Origin of the sequence: Stenotrophobium rhamnosiphilum (genome assembly GCF_003052265.1) — a bacterium.
In the GTDB taxonomy this organism is placed as follows: Bacteria; Pseudomonadota; Gammaproteobacteria; order Nevskiales; family Nevskiaceae; genus Stenotrophobium; species Stenotrophobium rhamnosiphilum.
In genome coordinates this window covers 99,263-120,819 of record NZ_QANS01000008.1, presented here as the reverse complement: position 1 = coordinate 120,819, position 21,557 = coordinate 99,263, and the positions used below count along the sequence as shown (strand labels likewise).

Sequence of the window (21,557 nt, the reverse complement as noted above, 5' to 3'; positions counted from 1 at the left end):
ATGGTCGACGCAGAGAAGAACAGAATTATTATTGCAGCTGCGGGATCTGGAAAAACCACGCTCCTAGTCAACGCAGCGCTATCAAACCCGAATTCAAAGGTCATTATTTTGACCTATACCGAGACAAACAAGGCGGAGATAGAAAAGAAATTTCTGGAAAAGAATGGATTTGTACCGTCAAATGTAACGGTATCCGGATGGCTAACTTTTTTACTCCAGCATTCTGTTCGCCCGTATCAGGGCTGTATAACTGATGCGCGTATCGAGGGGTTGCATTTTAATCAGGGTATATCGGCTCATTACGTTAAAGAGACGGATATTCGGCACTACCTTAACCAACACAATCAAATATACCGCGACAAGATTTCAAAGTTCGCTGTGAAGTGTGACGCTCTCTCGTCCGGGAGAGTGGTAAAGCGTATTGCCGCCATCTTCGATGAAATTTATATCGACGAAGTTCAGGACTTGGCGGGGTACGATCTCGAGCTTATTGAGCTTTTTATGGAATCAGCACTAAAAGTGATGCTAGTTGGTGATCCTCGCCAAGGCACGTATTCGACCAGTGATTCCCCAAAGTACAAAAAATTCAAAAAATCCGGAATTGTCGACTACTTTCGAGAATTGGCTGCGGCCCGACTGGATACTGCAATTGACGAGATATCGCTATCTGTTAATCATCGATGCAATCCGGCGCTTTGCGAGCTGTCGGATGCGCTTTTTCCGAAATTTTCGAGTGGCAAATCGTCTAATACAAAAACTACAGATCATGACGGCATTTTCCTTGTTAGGAAGCGAGACGTCGAAGCATACCTTCGAGTATTTGCGCCGATGCAGTTGCGCCATTCAAAAAAAACGGCAGTTTCCGATGCAGTCGCAGCGATGAATTTCGGCGAGTCGAAAGGGCTTGCGTTTGAAAGGGTGCTGATCTACCCAACGAATGACTTCGTTGACTGGTTGGGAAACCGGGAAGTGGAACTTACGTCGGAGACCCGTGCGAAATTCTACGTGGCTCTTACTCGCGCAAGGGCGAGTGCGGCTATTGTGATTGACAACAAGTTCAACATCGCCGAGCTGCAGTCATGGACATGTGATTGGCACGCCAAAAGCTAGACCTACGGTGCCCTAGTTAGGCTATAAAAATTAAATCCACATTTCGGCCTTTAATATTCTCCGAAGGCGAAATCTGCGAGCGCTCACGATTGACGCTTCTGGGCCTTTGGTTGGTCCTCGCGATGCAGAGATAGAGAGCGCTGAGGCTAGAAGTTGTAAAACTTACTGAAATTGCCTTTCTCGGGACCAACGGATAACAAAAAAGCCCGTAGTTACGGGCTTTAAGTGCGCTTTATGCACTCATTGGGAGTGCATAAAGACTGATTGGTGGGCCCGCTCGGACTTGAACCGAGGACCAAGGGATTATGAGTCCCCTGCTCTAACCAACTGAGCTACAGGCCCGGTGAGTGTTTTCCGCACGCGCGGTGCTCTTGGGTGGCGAAGTATATAGAGCGTTGACGTGCGCGGGCATAATTTGGCTACGAAATTAACTAATGTTGGATAAATAAAAACACCGCCAATGTCATTGTTCAATCAATGTTCATATACAAAATGTTATTTTCTTGCGGTCTCTATCAATATGGAGTGTTGGCGATGAACACGATTTCGAAGAAGCCTTTAGCGGTTGTGCTCGGCGCGGCTTTTGCTTTGAGCGGTGCAACGGCGCAGGCCTCGACGTTTCAGACTGCTGATCTCGGCACGGGTTATATGGTGGCAGCGGCGGATGCCGCACCTGCGGATGCTGCTGCGCCTGCGACGCCAGCACCGAAGTCAGATAAGAAATCTCACGAGCTGAAGTGTGGTGAGCAGAAACCTGCGAAGGGTAAGGCTGCTGACAAGAATGCAGAACATAAGTGTGGCGAAGGCAAATGCGGTGAAGGCAAGTGCGGCCAGCTTAAGAAGAAGTAAGCGGAATGTTTTGAAAGAGCCTCGGCATTGCCGGGGCTTTTTTTATTTGGCGCGACGGAAATGTCCGGGGCCGTGGCCGTGTATGCGTTTAAAACTCCGACGGAATGCAGCTTCGGTTTGATAACCAAATTTCTCTGCAATCGCGAGCATCGACAAGCTGGAATCTTGCACAAGCTTCAGCGCTTCCATCATGCGCCACTGCGTGAGGTAGTTAATCGGGCTGGTGCCTAATACGGCGCTGAATAATTCTGAGAATGCTGTGCGCGACATGCAGGCTTCTGTGGCGAGTTCAGCTACGGTCCAATCTTGTCCGGGATTCAAATGCATCACAGAAAGGGCGCGACGCAATTTTGGATCGGCCAACGCCGCCAGCAGGCCGCGGCGGTGAGTGGTGGTGCTGAGATGATGACGCACGGTCATCACGAATAAAGAGTCCGCCAACTTATCGAGCACTGCGCGGCTGCCAAAGCTGCTGCTGCGTGCTTCTTCGCACATGATTTGTGCGATGCGTTGAAATGCAGTGCCCGCTTCGCTTGCGCGCACAATGACGCAGTCAGGCAAGGCGTCGAGAATCGGATTCTTGGGGCCGATGATGAAATCGAACTGGCCGCAGAGCATCGTGGTGTAGCCATCGCCGCTGAGATGGTGCGCGGCGCCGTGTGGAAACACCACCAAATCGCCGGCGATCAAGGTTTGTGGCCCATCAAGGCCGGGCATCTTGAGTACGCACTGGCCTTCACCGATCAAATGAAAAATGCAGGCTTTAACGGCTGCTTCGGCTTCTTGCCAGTGGTCACAATAGGTAGCGTTATCAGTGACCTTGGCATGCAGCTGGTAGGCCGTCAGCGCAGCGTCTAGGATTCGGTCTTCCGTACTCTCGAGCATAAAAACCGGACGCGGACACGCAGTTGAGATGATCGTCAAAGCCTAACATTCACCCCATGGAAAAACACGGAAACGCCATGAAACTCCTGCTCAAGATGCAAGGCTACTTAGACGCGACGCGCCAGTTGGATTTTCTGGCGCCCTTGGCGCTGCGTTTGTATCTCGCGCCAATCTTCTTTGTTGCCGGTATGAACAAGGCGATGCATTTTCCGGACACGGTTCAATGGTTCGGCGATGCGATGTACGGACTTGGCTTGCCGTTTCCAACATTAATGGCAGGGCTCGCAACCAGCGCAGAATTATTGGGCGCTGCAGCTCTGGTACTGGGCTTGGGCGTGCGTTGGATCGCGTTGCCGCTGATGTTCACGATGCTCGTTGCGATTGTGACGGTGCATTTACCGAATGGCTGGCTGGCGATATCTGAAGGTATGGGCCCATTTGCTACAGAGCGCACGATGAGCGCAATTGATCGTCTGCAAGAGATCAAAGAAATTCTGATGGAGCACGGTGACTATGATCGTCTGACGGATCATGGCTCTCTGGTGATCCTCAACAACGGTATCGAGTTCGCTGCAACTTATTTAATCATGCTGCTGTCACTGTTTTTCACGGGTGCCGGCCGCTATGTCAGCGTCGATTATTGGATTCAACGACGCATCCAATCCCAGGCCTAGGGCGTATTGCCCTACGCAAGGTTTAACCCAACGGTCCATTCAGGGCCTTATATCTAGGAGAATACACATGCAGACCATCCACAACCGCAAGCCACTCATCATTGCTCTCGGCGCCGCTTTTGCGCTCACCGGCGCAGTCGCTAATGCTTCCGTTTTTCAGACCAGCGCAATGAGCAGCGGCTACATGGTTGCTGCCGCTGACGACGCCAAAGCTGGCGAAGCTAAGTGTGGCGAGAAGAAAGCTGGCGAAGCCAAGTGCGGCGAAAAGAAAGCCGGTGAACACAAGTGTGGCGAAAAGAAAGGCGCTGAAGCCAAGAAAGCTGACGGCAAGTGCGGCGAGAAGAAAGGCGCTGACGGCAAGAAAGCTGACGGCAAGTGTGGCGAAGGCAAGTGCGGCGCCAACAAGAAGTAATTGATCACTGCAGCTGCATCGCTACAACGGCATAATCCTCCCATGGGCAATGTCACAACAGCGGTGCAAGGTGCAGGCTTAGGTCTGCGGCGGGCCCTCACGGGCCCGCTTGCAGATGCTACGCGCGGCGAGATCGGCTTTCTTGAAGCCACGCCAGAAAATTGGATGGATATTGGCGGCAGCTACGCCAAAACATTTCGCTCATTTACTGAGCGCTTTCCGTTTGTCACACACGGACTCTCACTTTCGATTGGCAGCCCTGCGCCACTCGATGAAGATTTTGTCCGGCGCCTGAAGAAGTTTCTCGATCTTCACGGCATCCGCGACTACACCGAGCATCTCACTTACTGCTCGGACGATGGACACCTGTACGATTTAATGCCGATTCCGTTTACGGAAGAAGCCGTTGATTACGTCGCCAAGCGCGTACAACGCGTACAAGATATTTTGGAACGACGCATCGCTTTAGAAAACGCCAGCTACTACGCCGCCCCGGCGCAGGAGATGGGCGAACTCGAATTTATTCGCGCAGTGCTGGAGCGATCCGACTGCGATTTGTTGCTGGATGTAAATAATATTTACGTCAACAGCATTAATCACCGCTACGACCCGGTGAAGTTTCTCGATGGCCTGCCCGGCGAGCGCGTGCGCTATATCCATGTGGCGGGTCATTACGACGAAGCAGAGGATCTGCGCGTTGATACACACGGTTCTGATGTGATTGATCCGGTGTGGGCCTTGCTTGATCGTGCTTATGAAAAGTTTGGCGTGATCCCGACGCTGTTGGAGCGCGACTTCAATATTCCCCCGCTCGATGAGTTGATGGTGGAAGTGCGCCACATCAATGCTATGCAGGCGCGACATCAAAAACGTTTGCTCGCTGCGCATGGATAAGCACGCAACGCTGCCTCGCTTTCAACAGGCGCAATACCAATTCGCCGCGCATCTACGCAATCCGGCGCATAACCCGGCGCCGTCTGATGTTGAAGATCGCCGCACGCAAATTTATCGCGATCTGTTCTACAACAACGTCGAAGACTTTCTCGCCAATGCTTTCCCGGTTCTGCGAAAAATTTCTGCGGATGACGTTTGGCATGCGCGCGTGCGAGATTTTTATGCGCGACATGAATGTCACGATCCTTTGTTCCATCGCGTCGCGGCAGAGTTTTTGAGCTTTCTTGAAAATGGCCGTGGCGAGCATGCAGATGATCCGCCGTTTCTTCGTGAGTTGTGCCATTACGAATGGGTGGAGTTGGAGTTGTCAGTTTCTGAGTTAACGCTGACGCCTGAGCTGGCGAATCCAAACGGTGATGTCATGGCAGGCAGGCCCTTGGTCTCGCCGCTGGCATGGACGCTGTCTTACGAATGGCCTGTGCATCGCATCGGGCCCGACTCAATTCCCGAAGCGCCCAGCGAGCAGCCGACTTATCTCATCGTCAATCGCAATCGTCAGGACGATGTGCGGTTTATGGAAATCAACGCGGTCACGGCGCGATTGATGCAGTTGTTGGAAGAAGATGTGACCTCTAGCGGCACGCAGCTGCTGACTCAAATTGCGACTGAGCTAGGTCACCCACAACCGCAAGCTGTGGTGGATGCGGGTGCGGAGATTCTTCGTGATTTGCGTGAGCGGGATATTTTGCTCGGTACTCGGCGATAGTCTTTTGTAGGGTGGGTAGAGTGAAACGAAACCCACCGCTGTCATCGAACGAACGGTGGGTTTCGCTGCGCTCTACCCACCCTACGAACCGCGATCAGCCCTACATAACCGGGTAGGGTATTAAGCGAACACGAAGGCATATGATCAATGCATCCATTGCCGCTTTAAAGGATTTAAAGCTTGAGCGTTCGTAGTCATCTATACGCGGCCCTCGTTATAGCGACATCGCTTTTAGCTATCCCTGCAGCGCTCGCGCAGGTCAGCGCTGCGCCCGCACCAAAAGTCGGCGATGTCGTCGATCGCCTCAATGGCATCCCTGTTTATTTCAACGGCGCGATTGGTCACAGCAACGGCCGCAACATCACGGTCGACGGCTACAACCTCGGCCTGCGTTATCAATGCGTGGAATTCGTTAAGCGCTATTACTACCAGCGCTTAAAACATCGCATGCCGAATGCATCGGGCAACGCCGTGCAGTATTTCGATGCGAAGGTTGCGGATGGCGGGCTCAATAAAAGCCGCGGCTTGCTGCAATATCGAAACGGGTCGCCGACGGCGCCACAGTTGGAAGACATTCTGATTTTCGGGCCGCGACCCGGAAACCCTTACGGCCATATCGTCATTGTTTCAGCGGTCGCCGAGGGCTCGTTGGAATTCATTCAGCAGAACCCCGGCTCGAGTGGCCGCAGTCGCCAGACCCTAGCTTTGCGGCGTAGCGACAACGGCGTCACCGTGAACCACCCGAGAGTTTTAGGTTGGCTGCGATTGCCGGGGCGCAAGCCCGCGCCGCAAGTACAGGTGCCTGCGCCAGTCCCAGTCCCGATGCCGCCACCCGAGCTGATCCCGGCGTCGCCGCCGACACCGCAGCAGGTTCCTGTGCTTGAGCCTGTCGCTCAGGAAGTCGAAATCCCCACGCAGGACACGGTCCCCGCGCCAGAGATTGCGCCTGTGCCCAGCGAAGCGCCGGTTAATTTGCCCGAATCGCCCGAAGCCCCAAGCGCGAAAGCCCCATAGCGGCTAAAATCGCGGCCCTTCAGGGTTCCCGTACACATGACCGAAGCTGCAGATCAGGCCGCGCTCAGGCGCACATTCGCCATCATTTCCCATCCGGACGCTGGTAAAACCACGCTGACGGAAAAGCTCTTGCTGTTCGGAGGAGCGATTCAGCTCGCCGGTACGGTTAAGGGCCGCAAGGCCACGCGCCACGCCACGTCCGATTGGATGGCGCTCGAACAGCAGCGCGGTATCTCGATCACCACCTCGGTGATGCAGTTCCCGTACAACGGTAAAATTGTCAACCTGCTCGATACGCCGGGTCACGAAGACTTCTCTGAAGACACCTACCGCACGCTCACCGCGGTGGATAGCGCACTGATGGTCATCGACGCCGCAAAAGGCGTTGAGCCGCGCACGATCAAATTGATGGAAGTGACGCGCCTGCGCGCCACGCCGATCGTCACCTTCATCAACAAGCTGGACCGCGAAAGCCGTCCGCCGTTGGAGCTGCTCGACGAAATCGAGCGCATCCTCAACATTCGTTGCACGCCGATCACCTGGCCGATTGGTATGGGTCGCGCGTTCAAAGGCGTGTATCACCTGTTGGAAGATCGCTTCTACATCTACTCCGGTGACAAGCATCGCGTTTCTGAAATTGAAACGATTGATGGTCTGCGCGCCGAAGGTTTGCACGAACGCTTTGGTCAGGATTACCAAACTCTGCTCGACGAAATTGACCTTGTGTCGATGGCGGGCGATGGTTTTGATCTCGACGCTTATCGCGCAGCCAAGCTCACGCCAGTGTTCTTCGGCTCAGGCATCAACAATTTCGGCGTACGCGAATTGTTGAATGGATTCACCGAGTGGTCGCCACCACCGCAGCCGCGCAATGCCGAGTTCAATGGCATTGATCGCGAGGTTTATCCGGATCACGAGAAGTTCACCGGCTTCGTGTTCAAGATTCAGGCGAACATGGATCCTAAGCATCGTGACCGCGTGGCGTTCTTGCGTGTGTGCTCAGGCAGTTATCGCAAAGGCATGTTGTTGCACTCAGTTCGCCTCAACGGCCCCGTGCGTATCTCCAACGCGTTGACGTTCATGGCGGCGGATCGCGAGAACGTTGAACAAGCATGGCCGGGCGACATCATCGGTCTGCACAATCACGGCACCATCTCCATCGGCGATTCATTCTCCGAAGGCGAAGCGTTGCACTTCACCGGTATTCCCAACTTTGCGCCAGACTTGTTCCGTCGCGTCATTCTGAAAGATCCGTTGAAGGCCAAGCAGCTCAACAAGGGCTTGGATCAGTTGTGCGAAGAGGGCGCCACGCAGGTGTATCGCCCGATGACCAACAACGACATCATTCTCGGCGCCGTCGGTGTGCTGCAGTTTGAAGTGGTGCAGTACCGTCTCAAAGACGAATACAGCGTCGACTGCGTGTTTGAACCTGTGCAGGTTCACAACGCACGTTGGGTGCATTGCGACGATCAGAAGAAGCTACGCGAGTTCATCGACAAGAACGAAACGCGTCTGGCCAAGGATCACTACGGCACGATGGTGTACTTGGCGTCGAGCAGCGTGAACTTGAACATGACGAAAGAGCGTCATCCTGAAGTACGCTTCTCCGATACGCGCGAGCAGCGCTAAGTCATGAATGAGGATCGTAGTCCTATCAAAGCCTACGATCCTTACGCTGCACTTCGATATCCCGAGTTTCGTAATCTTATCATCGGTACTTTTCTGACCAGCGCTGCGCTGCTGATTCAGATGGTGGTGTTGGGTTACGAGCTTTATAAGATGACGCACGATCCACTCGTGCTCGGCTTGATTGGCTTGGCAGAAGCCGTTCCATTCATCGGCCTTGCGCTCTTCGGCGGCTATCTTGCGGATCGTCGCGATAAGCGCACGCTGATGCAGCAGTCATTGCTGGTCATCATTGCAGGCTCGGCAATTCTGGCTTGGGCAACACTGCCCTCGACACGCGTACAGCTTTCGCAAACCACGATGCTGCTGATCATCTATGGCGTGATCGCGCTGCTGGGTTTGGCGCGCGGCATTTATTCGCCAGCTTCATCTTCACTCAAAGCGTTTCTGGTTCCGCGAGAAATTTACGGCAACTCGTCGACGTGGAGCAGCACGTTCTGGCAGGCAGGCGCGATTGTGGGTCCGGCCTCTGCGGGTTTTCTTTACGCAGGTTTTGGATTTAGCACAACGATGATGATCGTAGTGGGCATGCTCGTGCTCAACTTCGTCCTGATCTCTCGCATCGCCAAAAAGCCTGTGCCAGTGGCGCCACCGCATGAAAGTATCTGGGTGAGTCTGCGTGAAGGACTCGACTACGTTTTCAGTAACAAGATCATTCTCTACGCCATCTCGCTGGACATGTTCAGCGTGTTGTTTGGTGGAGTGGTCGCGATCCTTCCGATTTTCGCGGAAGACATTCTGCATGTTGGTGCAGAGGGCTTAGGCCTGATGCGCGCTGCGCCTGCCGTCGGCGCCATGCTCACGGTGATCTATTGCACGTATAACCCGCCGCTGAATAAAGCCTGGCGCAATCTGTTGTTAGCGGTGCTGGGTTTTGGTGTCGCGACCTTGGTCTTCGCGCTGTCTAAAAACTTTTGGCTGTCAGTGCTGGCACTGTTTTTCACTGGCGCCTTCGACAGCATCAGCGTGGTGATTCGCCAGACCATCATGCAAGTGATGCCGCCTGATCATCTGCGCGGCCGCGTGGTTGCGGTCAACAGCATCTTCATTAGTTCGTCGAACGAACTCGGCGCATTTGAATCAGGCGTTGCTGCACGCTTACTAGGCGTGGTGCCTTCCGTTGTCTTTGGTGGCGTCGCCACGTTGGGCACGGTGGCTTATATCTGGCGTCGTTCTAAAGATTTATTTACGGTTCGCCTTAGCTAGCCACTCACCGGCGTGACGGATGGTGACCGTACATTCTGGTGCTGTCTGAAACACCGGCCATGCGTGCCAGAGGCCGGTGTGAATCTCTAGCGTCACATCGACATTCTGCTTCCGCGCTTTATCTGCAAATTGACGGCTATCGTCTAGCAAAACTTCTCGCGACCCGACATGCACCAGTGTGGGTGGTAGGCCGTGCAGATCAGCAAACAAGGGCGATAGCAGCGGGTGCTCGCGCGGTGTTTCGCCTGCGTAGAAACGGGCGAAGTGTTTCTCAAGCAATGCGCGATTCAAGAACGGATCGCGCTTACCTTGCGAAGTATGCGTGCGGCTATTCAGGCTGAGATCAAGCCACGGTGAGAGCAGATACATGCGTGACGGTAATGGTTCCTGGTTCTCGCGCAAAGTGATGCATAGCGAAACGCAAAGCCCACCGCCTGCTGATTCGCCCGCCAGAATAAATTCGTGCTTAGGATTCTGTTTAACCAGCGCGCGCCAAAAATTCACAACGTCATCAACTGCGGCCGGGAAGGGATGCTCTGGTGCCAAGCGATAGTCCGGCATCCAGATTTCTCCAGCGCCAGCGCGCTGTCCCAGACGAGCCGCGAATGCGCGATGCGTCATCGGGCTGCCCACGACATAACCGCCGCCATGGAGATAAACCAAAATTCGTTGGCGCTTCGCGGAGACGTGCGTGTTGGTCAGGCGCGCCGCGGTGACGCCGCCCGCGCTGCTGCGTTCCATGCGGATATTGCGCGGCATGCGAATACGCGAACCGGCGAATTCGGTGACGCGACGCATCAAGCGTGTGTTGTCGCCTCGACTTAAGAGAAAGTTCTTCTGCACACTGAAGAACAACATGGTCAAACGGGCGCGGATGCTCGGCATATTAGAAGCGGTTCTTAAACTTTGAGATGGGTCCAACCCTCGCGCTGCCATGCGCGAGTGAAGATAACGGTTTGCAGTAAACGATAAATGCCCATCGCAATCCAGATCGACATCAAGCCCATCGAGTAGACGGGGCCGAGTAAATACGCGACAGGCAGAAACACCAGCCACTGCAAGCCAACCGCAACAATCATCACGAGGCGACTCGCGCCAACGCCGAGCAGTGCTTGCATCATGATCAAGCCAAGCGCGTCGAGCAGAATATTGATGCCGACCATTTGCAATGGCAGGCGGCCAATCTCAATCAGCATTGCGTCACCGTGCACAAACAGTGACAACACTGGCGATGGAAACAGCAACATGATTGCGGCCAGTGGAACGAACAACCACAAACTCACGCGATAGACATCCCAAGCCCAACGCTTGGCATCGACTGCGTCACCGCGGCCAAGGGCTTGTCCGCATAGCGTTGCTGCTGCAATGCCAAAGCCAATGCCGGGTAGCACTGCGGTGAGCGAAATCGTCACCAACACGTTCGATACGGCGAGCTCCGCGGTGCCGATGTGGCCGATGATCCAGAACAAAACGGTGAAGCCACCAGCAAATAACAGCTGCTGAATTGCAGAAGGTAGACCGAGTTTCAGCAGACTGCGGAATTCGATGCCGGTTGGCAGGCGTTCCAGAAAGCCATTCGGCTTGGCGTGTCTGCTCGCCATCCAAAAATAAATGGCAGTGCCGACCATGATCGCCATCGTCGTGCCGATGCCTGCGCCTTTCACGCCCATGGCAGGCAGACCAAATAATCCGTGGATCAAGCTATAGCTGAAGATGACGTTGAGGATGTGCATGTCGATCAGCGTAATCATGTAGATGCGCGTCATCTTCATCGCGCTCCAATAACCGCGGAACGAGAAGTTCATGCCGATGGCGGCAACCGCTACCAAGCGCCACTGCAAATACTCTGTGCCTTGCTCAACAACCGCAGGATCGTTATTCATTGCTCGGAAGATTGCAGGCGCGAGCAGGATGAAGATCACTGTTAGCGGAATGCCAATCATCAAAGACAGCATTAGGCCGCCGTTGAGTGACACCGCAGTTTCACCGATGCGACCTTCGCCAGCGCGTCGCGCCGCAATCGCTTGCACGGCAGGTGAGATGCCCGTGATCGCCGCAACCGCCATGAAGTTGAGGAAGTTCGCGAGGCCGGTGGCAGCAAGTGCAGAAGGGCCGAGTGAGCCGACCATCCACGCGTCTGCGAGATTCAGCAGGTTCTGCGAAACCATGCCGCCAATAATTGGCAGCGCTAGTTTCAGCACCTCGCGGTTGCGATTGGATTCCATGGGGTCGGTTATAAGGATATTGCCCGAAGTTCGTTAGTGATCTTCGCATGCTTGCCTAGACTGGGGCGAGTACGAAATTGAATAAGAGTGGAGATGGATATGTGTAGCAAGCTAGGGATTGCGGGATTGGTCGCGGGAGCGATGTTGGCGACATCGGCACAGGCCTCAACGACATTGCTGTCGCCGGAATGGGCCGCCCAAGCCTGTGATGCATGGAATAAGGACCCGATCCTGACCAAGGAACTGGTCAAATCCAAGTGGGCCAGCAATGACGGCGGCCACGGCTACAAAGCCATCCAGATCTATCGCAACGATTGCGAAAACAGCGCATGGGTAGAACTACAGATCGCACAAAAGGGCGAACTCGCGCAGTGCATCTACGGCGGCAAGATCAAAACCACCAAGCTGACTTCCGGCGTTGATTACGTGATGAATGCATCAACCCAGAACTGGGTTGAAATGGGCAAGGGCGAATACGGCCCGATGAAGGCAATGATGACCACGCGTCTGCGCTTCAAAGGCCCAATGATTGAAGCGATGAACAATATGGTGCCGTTTGAAAGCTTCTTGTTGCTTGTCGGCAAGGTCGAGGCAGATGCATCAACTTGCCCGACATCGGCGCAGGCTAAATCAGGTTTGCCGGGACTTTAATCGAATTTGTAGGCTGGGTTGGCTTCATCAACCCAGCTTTTGTTCTGCTAGATAGATGCTGGGTTTCGCTTCGCTTCAACCCAGCCTACGAATTATTTCGTTTCAACGGGCTTCGCGCTGTCGTCATCCGCGTGCCAACCGCCGCCCAGTGCCTTGATCAAAGCTACACTCGCAGCGAGTCGTGAATTCAGAATCGTCAGCGCACTACGCTGATTGCTGTATGCCGTGTTCTGCGCGCTCACCACATTGAGATAACTCACCGTTCCAGCCTTGTACTGATTGGTTGCGATGGTTGCCGACTGTTGTGCGGCAATAACGGCTTCGTTCTGTACCTGTGCTTGCTGCTCTAACAGATGCAACGCAACCAGATTATCTTCAACTTCCTGGAAAGCACCGAGCACGGTCTGACGATACGCAGCGACGTTTTGATCGTAAGCGGCAATCGCCTGATCGGTCTGCGCGCTACGTGCGCCGCCACTGAACAGTGTCATTGCTGCGGACGGACCCACCGACCAGAAGCGGCTAGGCAGGCTAATCCAATCTGAAAAGCTAGAGCTTTGGAAGCCGCCGCTGGCGGAGATCGTCAGCGATGGGAAATACGCGGCCTTAGCGACACCAATCTGTGCATTGGCAGAAGCCATGCGACGTTCAGCAGACGCGATGTCTGGGCGACGTTCCAATAGCGTTGATGGCACGCCCGGTGGTGTTGCTGGCGGAATGACGGCCAGCAACGGTGCCGGTGCGATGGAGAATTCCGCTGGCGTTTTACCAACCAGCACAGCAAGCGCGTGCTCAAGCTGCGCGCGCTGAATGCTCACATCAATCGCTTGTGCTTGTGCAGATTTGAGCTGCGCTTGTGCTTGCACGACATCGGATTTAGCAGCGACGCCGACGTTGTATTGATTCTGCGTGAGCTGCATCGAGCGTTCGAAACCAGAAACGGTGTCGTCAAGCAAACGCTTCTGCTCATCGGTCACGCGCAACTGGAAATAAGTTTGCGCGAGCTGCGCTTGCGTACTGAGACGCACGGAAGCGAGATCAGCGGCACTCGCTTTCGCATTCGCGGCGCTGGCTTCTACGCTGCGACGTACGCGGCCCCAGAGATCGAGTTCCCATGAGGCATCCGCCGACAAGGAATAACGATTGCCAACGACAGCCGTCGATCCGCCGCCATCACCCGAGCGTTGTGCGGAGCCGCCAACAGATACTTCTGGCAAAAAGCCTGCACGTGTTTGGCGCAGCAGTGCAGTGGCTTGGCGATACTGCGCCTCAGCCTGTGCCAGCGTTTGGTTGGAGATGTTGACCTGCTGCTCTAAATCATTGAGCTGCTGATCCTGAAAAACTTCCCACCACGGCCCGCGCTGCGCTTCGTCGCTAGGCGTGGCGCTGAGCCAATCACCGGCTTCTTTGTATGCAGGCGCGATAGGCGCGTCTGGTTTCTTATAGTCAGGACCAATCGCGCAGGCTGTCAGCGAAGACGCGAGCAAGCCGAGCAGAAGAGGTTTGAGGTCAAGGTGTTTCATGGGGCCTCGCATTACAGCGCTGCATCCTGCGCGCTGTTTGAATAATGATTGCCACGACGCTGCGCCCAAGTGCGTGAGCACCAGTTACTGAAGCGGTCGAGATAAAGGTAAACCACGGGCGTGGTGTAGAGCGTCAGCACTTGGCTAAAGATCAAGCCGCCAACAATCGAGATGCCGAGTGGCTTGCGCAGTTCAGCACCAACGCCGGTGCCGAGTGCCAGTGGCAGTGCGCCCAGCAGCGCCGCCATCGTCGTCATCATGATCGGGCGGAAACGCTTGAGGCAGGCTTCGAAGATTGCTTGCTCAGGCGTCAAATTGCGCGTGCGTTCGGCATCGAGTGCGAAGTCGATCATCATGATCGCGTTTTTCTTGACGATACCAATCAGCAAAATAACGCCAATCATGGCGATGATGTTGAACTCACTCTTGCAAGCGAGCAGAGCCAAAATCGCACCAACGCCAGCAGAAGGCAGCGTCGACAAAATCGTCAGCGGATGGATGTAGCTCTCGTATAAAACGCCGAGCACGATATACACCGCGATAAAGGCCGCGAGAATCAACCAAGGTTGGCTCTCAAGCGATTTTTGAAATGCTTTCGCGGTGCCTTGGAAGCTACCGTGCACTGGTGTCGGTACACCAATGTTATCCATCGTGTGCTTGATTTCAGCAACCGCATCACTCAGTGCCACGCCTTCGGGCAGATTAAATGACAGCGTCGATGCCGCGAATTCGCCTTGGTGATTGACTGACAGGGAACCATTGGCGGGCTGGAAACTCGCGAAGGACATCAGCGGCGCCATCGTGCCATCGCTGGTTTTCACATAAACGCCTCTGAGTGATTCCGGGCTCTGCAAATACTGTGGCGAGACTTCCATCACCACGTGATATTGGTTCAACGCGTTGTAGATCGTGGCGACTTGGCGCTGGCCGAAAGCGTCATTGAGCGCGTTGTTGATATCACGCGTGCTGATGCCCAAGCGTGTCGCGGTGGGGCGATCAATCGTCAGCATGGTTTCGAGGCCGCCTTGCTGCTGGTCGCTGTCTACGTCAGTGACAATTGTTGAATTCTGCAATGCTTCAGCGAGTTTGGGTGTCCAGGTGCGAAGTTCATCAAGGCTGTCGCTTTGCAGCGTGTATTGGTACTGAGAATTTCCCATGCGGCCGCCGACGCGAATGTCTTGCGCGCCTTGCAGGAACACGCTGGCTCCGGCGACGGTGGTGAACTGCGGTCGTAGTCTCGCAATCACTTGATCAGCAGAGACTTTGCGTTCACTCAGTGGTTTGAGCGAAATAAAAATATTGCCACTATTGCGCTGACCGCCGCCGGTGAAGCCGACGACATCAGCGACTGCCGGATCTTTCTGAATGATGCCGATGAACTCGGAAAGCTTGCCGCGCATCGCTTGAAACGAAATGCTTTGATCGCCACGGATACCGCCCATGATGCGGCCGGTGTCTTGTTGCGGGAAAAATCCCTTGGGCACGAGTGTGTAGAGATAAACGTTGAGACAGACGGTTGCGAGCAACAGCACCATCATGAAGCGCCCGTGGCGCAAGGCCCAACGCAGAGTGTCTTCGTAGAAAGACAGCATCGAAACGAACACGCGCTCGCTGGCGCGGTAGAAACGACCGTGCTCATATTCCTTCGGTGACTGTAGCCAACGCGAGCACAGCATCGGCGTAGTGGTCAGCGCAACGATTAATGAAATGCCAATGGCGATAGACAAGACCACCGCGAATTCACGGAACAAGCGACCGACAATGCCGCCCATCAACAAGATTGGGATGAAGACGGCAACCAGCGACAAGCTCATCGACAGTACGGTAAAGCCGACTTCTTTGGCGCCGAGCAGCGCGGCTTCCATGCGCGACATGCCCGCTTCCATATGCCGCGAAGTGTTTTCCAAAACCACAATCGCATCGTCGACGACAAAACCCGTAGCGACGGTGAGTGCCATCAGCGACAAGTTATCGAGGCTGTAGCCGCAGAGATACATCACGGAGAAAGTGCCGATCAAAGACACTGGCACCGCGACGGCAGGAATGAGTGTGGCGCGTACGTTCCGCAAAAATACAAACACCACCAGAATCACGAGCCCGACTGAAATCGCCAAAGTGCGTTCAACATCGTGCAGCGATGCCTTAATCGTCGCAGTGCGCTCCATCGCCACATTCAGGCTGATGCCACCGGGAATTGAAGCGCGCAGCGCGGGTAACAGCGCTTTGACGTTCTCAACGGTTTCAATAATGTTGGCGCCGGGTTGGCGAGAAAGAATGACGAGAACGGATGGCGCTCCATTCGCGAAGCCCTGGTTGCGCAGGTCTTCAACCGAGTCGGTGACTTCTGCGACATCCGATACACGAACGGCGCTGCCGTTCTGATAGCGGATGATCAGTGAGCGATAGTCGCTGGCTTGGCGTGACTGTTCATTGGTGTAAAGCTGCCAGTGACGATCGCCTTCTTCAACCGAACCTTTGGGGCGATTGGCATTGGTGGTGGAGATCGCACTGCGAACTTGATCAAGGCCAATGCCGTATTTATTGAGCGAGGTCGGATTCAGTTCAACACGTACGGCTGGCAAAGAACTGCCGCCGACTTGAACCTGACCAATACCTGATACCTGCGAAAGCTTTTGCGCGAGGATGGTGGAAGCCGCGTCGTAAATTTGGCCCTGACTAAATGTGCTGGAAGTCAGCGTCAGGATCATCACCGGCGCGTCCGCAGGATTCACCTTGCGATACGTCGGGCGATTCGGCATGCCGGTAGGCAATTGGCTTTGCGCCGCATTAATCGCCGCTTGCACATCACGCGCTGCGCCATCGATATCGCGGTCGAGCTCAAACTGCAGCGTAATGCGCGTCGAGTTCTGTGAACTCGACGAAGTCATTTCGCTGACGCCAGCAATGCGTCCGAGTTGACGCTCTAGCGGCGTCGCGACGCTGCTGGCCATCGTCTCCGGACTCGCGCCCGGAAATGAGGCTTGAACTGAGATCGTTGGAAAATCTACCTGCGGCAATGGCGCTACTGGCAGCAAGCGGAACGCGAGCGCGCCCGCCAAAGCAATCGCTGCTGTCAGTAGCGTGGTTGCTACTGGGCGCTTGATGAAGGGCGCAGAAATACTCACAGCGACGAATCACCAAGGCTGGCTTCGTTTTCTGGCGAAGCCTTACTTCCGTAACGCTTCGCTAGTCGATCAAAAGCCAGATAGATCACAGGCGTGGTGAACAGTGTCAGCACCTGACTCACAATCAAACCACCAACGATGCTGACGCCAAGCGGATGGCGCAGTTCAGAACCAACGCCTGTGCCGAGCATCAGTGGCAATGCGCCGAGCAGCGCGGCCAGCGTCGTCATCAAGATCGGACGGAAGCGCAGCAAGCAGGCTTGGTAAATTGCATCGCGTGCAGATTTACCTTCGTTGCGTTCAGCATCGAGCGCGAAGTCGATCATCATGATCGCGTTTTTCTTGACGATACCAATGAGCAAAATAATGCCGATGATCGCGACGATGCCCAGATCATTGCCAAACATGATCAGCGCTAACAATGCACCAACGCCCGCCGATGGCAGCGTCGACAGAATCGTGATCGGATGGATGAAGCTCTCGTACAAAACGCCGAGCACGATATACATGGTGACAATCGCAGCAAGAATCAGCAGCAGCGTATTGCTGAGCGAAGCTTGGAACGCCAATGCCGCACCCTGAAAGCTGGTCTGCATACTGACGGGCATTTCCATCGTAGCTTCAGCGTCTTTAATCGCTTGAACGGCATCGCCGAGTGAAGCGCCCGGTGCGAGATTGAACGACACCGTGGTCGATGGGAACTGGCTGAGGTGATTGATCACCAACGGTGCGGCGCGTTCGGTGATGGTTGTAATCGCGCTAAGCGGAATCTGCTGGCCGTCAGAAGCAGCGACGTAGAGTTCGTTGACCGCTAATGGACCTTCACGCTGGCCCTTTGCGGCTTCCAACACCACGCGGTACTGATTAGCTTGCGTGAAGATGGTCGACACCAAGCGTTGGCCGTAAGCGCTGTAGAGCACGCTATCGACTGCGGCTGGTGTGATGCCGAGGCGGCCTGCGGCGTCGCGATCAATCTTGATGTATGCGGCGAGGCCGTTTTGTTGCAAGTCACTGGCAACGTCGGCCAGCTGCGGCAGCTCGGATAAACGTTCAAGCAACTTCGGCACCCACAGCGCGAGCGTGTCAGGGTTTGGATCTTCAACCGTGAACTGATACTGCGTGCGGCTGACGCGATTCTCGATGGTGAGATCTTGTACGGGCTGCAGATACAGAGAGATGCCCGCGACAGATTCTGCTTCTTGCTGAAGGCGACGCATCACTTCAGGCGCGCCATCGCGTTGATCATGTGGCTTGAGGCTGATCAACATGCGGCCGCTGTTCAATGTGCTGTTGGCACCATCAACGCCGATGAAGGATGACAGTGCATCAACATCCGGATCTTTAAGGATGACTTCGGCCAAGGCTTGCTGACGCTTCGCCATAGCCGCGTAAGAGATGGATTGTGGCGCTTCGGTGATTGCCTGAATTTGTCCAGTGTCTTGCAGCGGGAAGAAGCCTTTAGGGATTGCGATGTAGAGCAGCGCGGTGAGTGCCAAGGTGCCGACAGCAACCCACAGCGTTGCGCTCTGGCGATCCAGAACCCACGTCAGCCAACGGCTGTAGTGCTCGATCATGCCGTCGATCACAGCGCCCGCTTTTTTATAGAAGCGACCTTGCTGTGCTTCTGGCGTGTGATGCAGCAGTCTGGCGCAGAGCATCGGCACCAGCGTCAGCGACACAACTGCGGAGATCACAATGGTCACGGCGAGCGTGATCGCAAACTCGCGGAACAAGCGGCCAACCACATCACCCATGAACAACAGAGGAATCAGCACGGCGATCAGTGACACCGTCAAGGACACAATCGTGAATCCGATCTGGCCCGCGCCTTTGAGCGCAGCCTGCATCGGCGTGTCGCCTTTCTCGATGTAACGCGAAATGTTTTCGATCATCACGATGGCATCGTCGACGACGAAACCGGTCGCGATGGTCAGCGCCATCAAAGTGAGGTTGTTCAGCGAGAAGCCCGCCAGATACATCACAGCAAACGTGCCGACCAGCGACAGCGGCACCGACAAGCTCGGAATAATGGTGGCAGGAACGCTGCGCAGGAATACGAAGATCACTGCGATGACGAGGCCCACGGCCAACAGCAATTCAATCTGCACGTCATGCACGGATGCGCGGATGGTGGTGGTGCGATCCGAAATCAGGCTGACATCGACCGAGCTCGGCAAGCTGTCACGCAAGCCGGGCAACAAGGCTTTGATGCGATCAACCACTTCGATGACATTGGCGCCGGGTTGGCGCTGAATATTCAAAATCACCGCAGGCGTTTTATTCATCCACGCGCCGAGACGAATATTCTCGGCAGCGGAGATAACGTCTGCAACATCCGACAAATGAATCGGCGCGCCGTTGCGATAAGCGACAACGATGTTCTTGTATTCCTCTGGAGATTTGAGCTGATCGTTAGCGTCAATCGTGTAAGCGCGAGTTGGGCCGTCAAAGCTGCCCTTGGCGCCATTCACATTGGCGTTACCAATCGAAGTGCGCAGGTCATCGATGTTGAGACCATAAGAGGCTAATGCTTTGGCATTGGCTTGCACGCGCACGGCAGGGCGTTGGCCGCCGCTGATGGTGACAAGACCGACGCCACTGAGCTGCGAGATTTTTTGTGCGAGGCGGGTGTCGGCAATATCTTCGACGTCGGTGAGTGGCAAGGTTTTAGAGGTGAGGCCCAGCGTCAGAATCGCCGTGTCTGCGGGATTCACCTTGCTGTAAATCGGCGGCGCGGGCAGATCGGCCGGTAGCAAATTGCCTGCAGCATTCATCGCTGCCTGCACTTCTTGCTCAGCAATATCGAGGCTCAATTCCAGATTGAACTGCAGCGTGATGACCGACGCGCCAGCGGAGCTGGTCGACGACATTTGATTGAGGCCTGGCATCTGTCCAAGCTGACGCTCCAATGGCGCGGTGACGGATGAGGTCATCACTTCTGGGCTGGCGCCGGGGTAAAGCGTTACAACTTGTATCGTTGGGTAATCCACTTCTGGCAATGCAGAAAGCGGCAGCAATCGATATGCGAGCGCGCCCGCAATCAGAATGGCAGCCATCATCAGCGTCGTGGCGACGGGACGAAGGATGAAGGGGCGTGAAGGATTCATGATCAGAGTCGGCTATGGATGAGGGCGAGCGCGAAAGGCGCGGCCATCATTCAGCAGCAGGACGTTTGTGGCGTGGCTTGTCACCGCCGCCTTCGCGCTTCTTCTTTTTGCCGTCGGTCGCTGGCGCGCCATCAGCAGGCTTGGCATTGGGCAGCGCGACCTTTGCGCCTTCACGCAATTTGTCGACGCCATCAATCACCACTTGCTCGCCAACTTTCAGGCCACTGACTACTTCGGTGTTGTCACCTTCAACTGTGCCAGCTTTGATTTTGCGCACGCTCACTGTTGAATCGGGTTGCAGCACGTAGACATAAGTGCCGACCGCACTTGCGCCTTGCTGAATCGCCGCACTCGGAATCAGCGTGACGCCGCGCTTAGTGGTCAACAGCATGCGCACGTTGACAAACTGATTCGGGAATAACTTCTCCGCTTTGTTCGCAAAGGTAGATTTGAGTTTGACCGAGCCGGTAGTCGGATCAATTTGATTGTCGATGGTGAGTAGCGAGCCACTGTCGAGCAAAGTGGTCTGCGCGCGATCGTATGCGTCGACGGGCAACTTGGTGCCTGCACGGATTTGCTCAAGCACGCTTTGCAAATTGTCTTCTGGCAGCGAGAACTGAACGTTGATTGGTTTGAGCTGTGTGATCACAACAATGCCATTGGCATCGCCAGTGCTGACGATATTGCCTGGATCAACCTGACGCAGACCCACGCGGCCGCTCACTGGCGCGGTGACGCGTGAATACGTCAACTGCAATTTGGCATCGTCGACTGCGGCTTGGTCTGTTTTGACCGTGCCTTCGTATTGCTTCACCAAAGACGCTTGCTGATCAACTTGCTGCTTGGCGATGGAGTCTTGCGTGTAGAGCGTGTTGTAACGCTCCAGATCAAGACGCGCTGCTTCGAGCTGGGCTTGATCGCGTGCGCGCTGGCCTTGTGCTTGTGAGAGTTGAACCTGGAAAGGGCGTGGATCAATTTCTGCGAGCAGGTCGCCTGCTTTCACTTCCTGTCCCTCGTTGAACAGGATGCGCATCAGTTGGCCATCAACACGTGGCTTCACCGTAACGGTTGCCAGCGGCGTGACTGTGCCGAGTCCAAAGAGATACAGATTGATATCGCCACTGCGCGCGGCAGCGACGTTCACGGTCATCGCCTTGCCAGCCATGCCGGCTTTGCGGCCACCGGCTGCTTGTGCGGGCTGATGCTTGGCAGACCAGATGATCCAGCCGATGCTGGCGATCACCACCACAACGACCAGCCACCACCATTTGCTGCGGCGTTTGCGTGGGGCGCCAGTGGCGCGCTGATACGAGTTGGCTTGGTCCGGTCCTGCGCTCATCTGAGGAAATCCTAATCAGTAAATAGTGCGCCGCCGATTTTGGCTGGATGCGCATCAAACGAATGACAGGATTTTGTTCAGATCGATGCCG

The 21,557-nt window shown here is 55.1% G+C and carries 17 protein-coding genes and 1 tRNA gene; 10 read left to right on the top strand and 8 right to left on the bottom strand.

The window, feature by feature from the left end; genetic code table 11:
* On the top strand, window positions 1–1,110 hold the full coding sequence (locus tag CJD38_RS17440; RefSeq protein ID WP_107941659.1) for a UvrD-helicase domain-containing protein: 1,110 nt from the start codon (window positions 1–3) through the stop codon (window positions 1,108–1,110).
* Between the two features lie 265 nt (window positions 1,111–1,375).
* Here CJD38_RS17440 and CJD38_RS17435 read toward each other — a convergent pair.
* Window positions 1,376–1,452 (bottom strand) — tRNA-Ile (locus tag CJD38_RS17435).
* Between the two features lie 192 nt (window positions 1,453–1,644).
* On the opposite strand from CJD38_RS17435, the gene CJD38_RS17430 reads away from it, so the two are divergent.
* Window positions 1,645–1,959 (top strand): HvfA family oxazolone/thioamide-modified RiPP metallophore, encoded by a 315-nt coding sequence (locus CJD38_RS17430; protein WP_107941658.1) that lies wholly within the window; start codon window positions 1,645–1,647, stop codon window positions 1,957–1,959.
* A 42-nt stretch (window positions 1,960–2,001) separates the two neighbouring features.
* Here CJD38_RS17430 and CJD38_RS17425 read toward each other — a convergent pair whose 3' ends face one another.
* Window positions 2,002–2,844: an AraC family transcriptional regulator gene (locus CJD38_RS17425; protein WP_107941657.1), complete on the bottom strand. Its 843-nt coding sequence runs from the start codon at window positions 2,842–2,844 to the stop codon at window positions 2,002–2,004.
* A gap of 77 nt (window positions 2,845–2,921) precedes the next feature.
* On the opposite strand from CJD38_RS17425, the gene CJD38_RS17420 reads away from it, so the two are divergent.
* The 7 genes from CJD38_RS17420 to CJD38_RS17390 all read left to right on the top strand — a co-directional run bounded on the left by CJD38_RS17420 (window position 2,922) and on the right by CJD38_RS17390 (window position 9,496).
* Window positions 2,922–3,518 carry an HvfX family Cu-binding RiPP maturation protein gene (locus tag CJD38_RS17420; protein WP_107941702.1) on the top strand — a complete coding sequence of 199 codons (597 nt, stop codon included), beginning with the start codon at window positions 2,922–2,924 and terminating at the stop codon, window positions 3,516–3,518.
* Between the two features lie 67 nt (window positions 3,519–3,585).
* On the top strand, window positions 3,586–3,930 hold the full coding sequence (locus CJD38_RS17415; protein ID WP_107941656.1) for an HvfA family oxazolone/thioamide-modified RiPP metallophore: 345 nt from the start codon (window positions 3,586–3,588) through the stop codon (window positions 3,928–3,930).
* 42 nt (window positions 3,931–3,972) lie between these two features.
* Window positions 3,973–4,824 (top strand): HvfB family MNIO-type RiPP peptide maturase, encoded by an 852-nt coding sequence (locus CJD38_RS17410; protein WP_107941655.1) that lies wholly within the window; start codon window positions 3,973–3,975, stop codon window positions 4,822–4,824.
* Window positions 4,817–5,590, top strand: a complete 774-nt coding sequence (locus CJD38_RS17405) for an HvfC family RiPP maturation protein (protein WP_107941654.1) — start codon at window positions 4,817–4,819, stop codon at window positions 5,588–5,590. The genes CJD38_RS17410 and CJD38_RS17405 overlap by 8 nt, the downstream gene beginning before the upstream one ends.
* A 180-nt stretch (window positions 5,591–5,770) precedes the next feature.
* The gene (locus CJD38_RS18605; RefSeq protein ID WP_206363063.1) at window positions 5,771–6,604 is read left to right on the top strand and encodes a CHAP domain-containing protein; all 834 of its coding nucleotides are present in this window, start codon (window positions 5,771–5,773) and stop codon (window positions 6,602–6,604) included.
* A gap of 36 nt (window positions 6,605–6,640) precedes the next feature.
* Window positions 6,641–8,233 carry a peptide chain release factor 3 gene (locus tag CJD38_RS17395; RefSeq protein WP_107941653.1) on the top strand — a complete coding sequence of 531 codons (1,593 nt, stop codon included), beginning with the start codon at window positions 6,641–6,643 and terminating at the stop codon, window positions 8,231–8,233.
* 3 nt (window positions 8,234–8,236) lie between these two features.
* Window positions 8,237–9,496, top strand: coding sequence for an MFS transporter (locus CJD38_RS17390; RefSeq protein ID WP_107941652.1), 1,260 nt, complete (start codon window positions 8,237–8,239; stop codon window positions 9,494–9,496).
* Here the strand turns inward: CJD38_RS17390 and CJD38_RS17385 are convergent.
* Both CJD38_RS17385 and CJD38_RS17380 read right to left on the bottom strand, forming a co-directional pair.
* Window positions 9,473–10,381, bottom strand: a complete 909-nt coding sequence (locus CJD38_RS17385; RefSeq protein ID WP_161554279.1) for an alpha/beta hydrolase — start codon at window positions 10,379–10,381, stop codon at window positions 9,473–9,475. The genes CJD38_RS17390 and CJD38_RS17385 overlap by 24 nt on opposite strands.
* Window positions 10,382–10,395: 14 nt before the next feature.
* Window positions 10,396–11,721: an MATE family efflux transporter gene (locus CJD38_RS17380; protein ID WP_107941650.1), complete on the bottom strand. Its 1,326-nt coding sequence runs from the start codon at window positions 11,719–11,721 to the stop codon at window positions 10,396–10,398.
* 99 nt (window positions 11,722–11,820) lie between these two features.
* On the opposite strand from CJD38_RS17380, the gene CJD38_RS17375 reads away from it, so the two are divergent.
* Complete coding sequence (locus CJD38_RS17375) at window positions 11,821–12,372, top strand: SCP2 sterol-binding domain-containing protein (RefSeq protein ID WP_107941649.1); 552 nt, start codon at window positions 11,821–11,823, stop codon at window positions 12,370–12,372.
* Between the two features lie 92 nt (window positions 12,373–12,464).
* Here CJD38_RS17375 and CJD38_RS17370 read toward each other — a convergent pair whose 3' ends face one another.
* The 4 genes from CJD38_RS17370 to CJD38_RS17355 are packed head-to-tail and all read right to left on the bottom strand — an operon-like array spanning window position 12,465 to window position 21,466.
* Window positions 12,465–13,895, bottom strand: coding sequence for an efflux transporter outer membrane subunit (locus CJD38_RS17370; protein WP_107941648.1), 1,431 nt, complete (start codon window positions 13,893–13,895; stop codon window positions 12,465–12,467).
* An 11-nt stretch (window positions 13,896–13,906) separates the two neighbouring features.
* Window positions 13,907–17,020, bottom strand: a complete 3,114-nt coding sequence (locus CJD38_RS17365) for a multidrug efflux RND transporter permease subunit (RefSeq protein ID WP_107941647.1) — start codon at window positions 17,018–17,020, stop codon at window positions 13,907–13,909.
* Window positions 17,017–20,127 (bottom strand): MdtB/MuxB family multidrug efflux RND transporter permease subunit, encoded by a 3,111-nt coding sequence (locus CJD38_RS17360; RefSeq protein ID WP_107941646.1) that lies wholly within the window; start codon window positions 20,125–20,127, stop codon window positions 17,017–17,019. Before CJD38_RS17360 ends, CJD38_RS17365 begins: the two co-directional genes overlap by 4 nt.
* Before the next feature lie 46 nt (window positions 20,128–20,173).
* Window positions 20,174–21,466 carry an MdtA/MuxA family multidrug efflux RND transporter periplasmic adaptor subunit gene (locus tag CJD38_RS17355; protein WP_107941645.1) on the bottom strand — a complete coding sequence of 431 codons (1,293 nt, stop codon included), beginning with the start codon at window positions 21,464–21,466 and terminating at the stop codon, window positions 20,174–20,176.
* Between the last annotated feature and the right edge of the window lie 91 nt (window positions 21,467–21,557).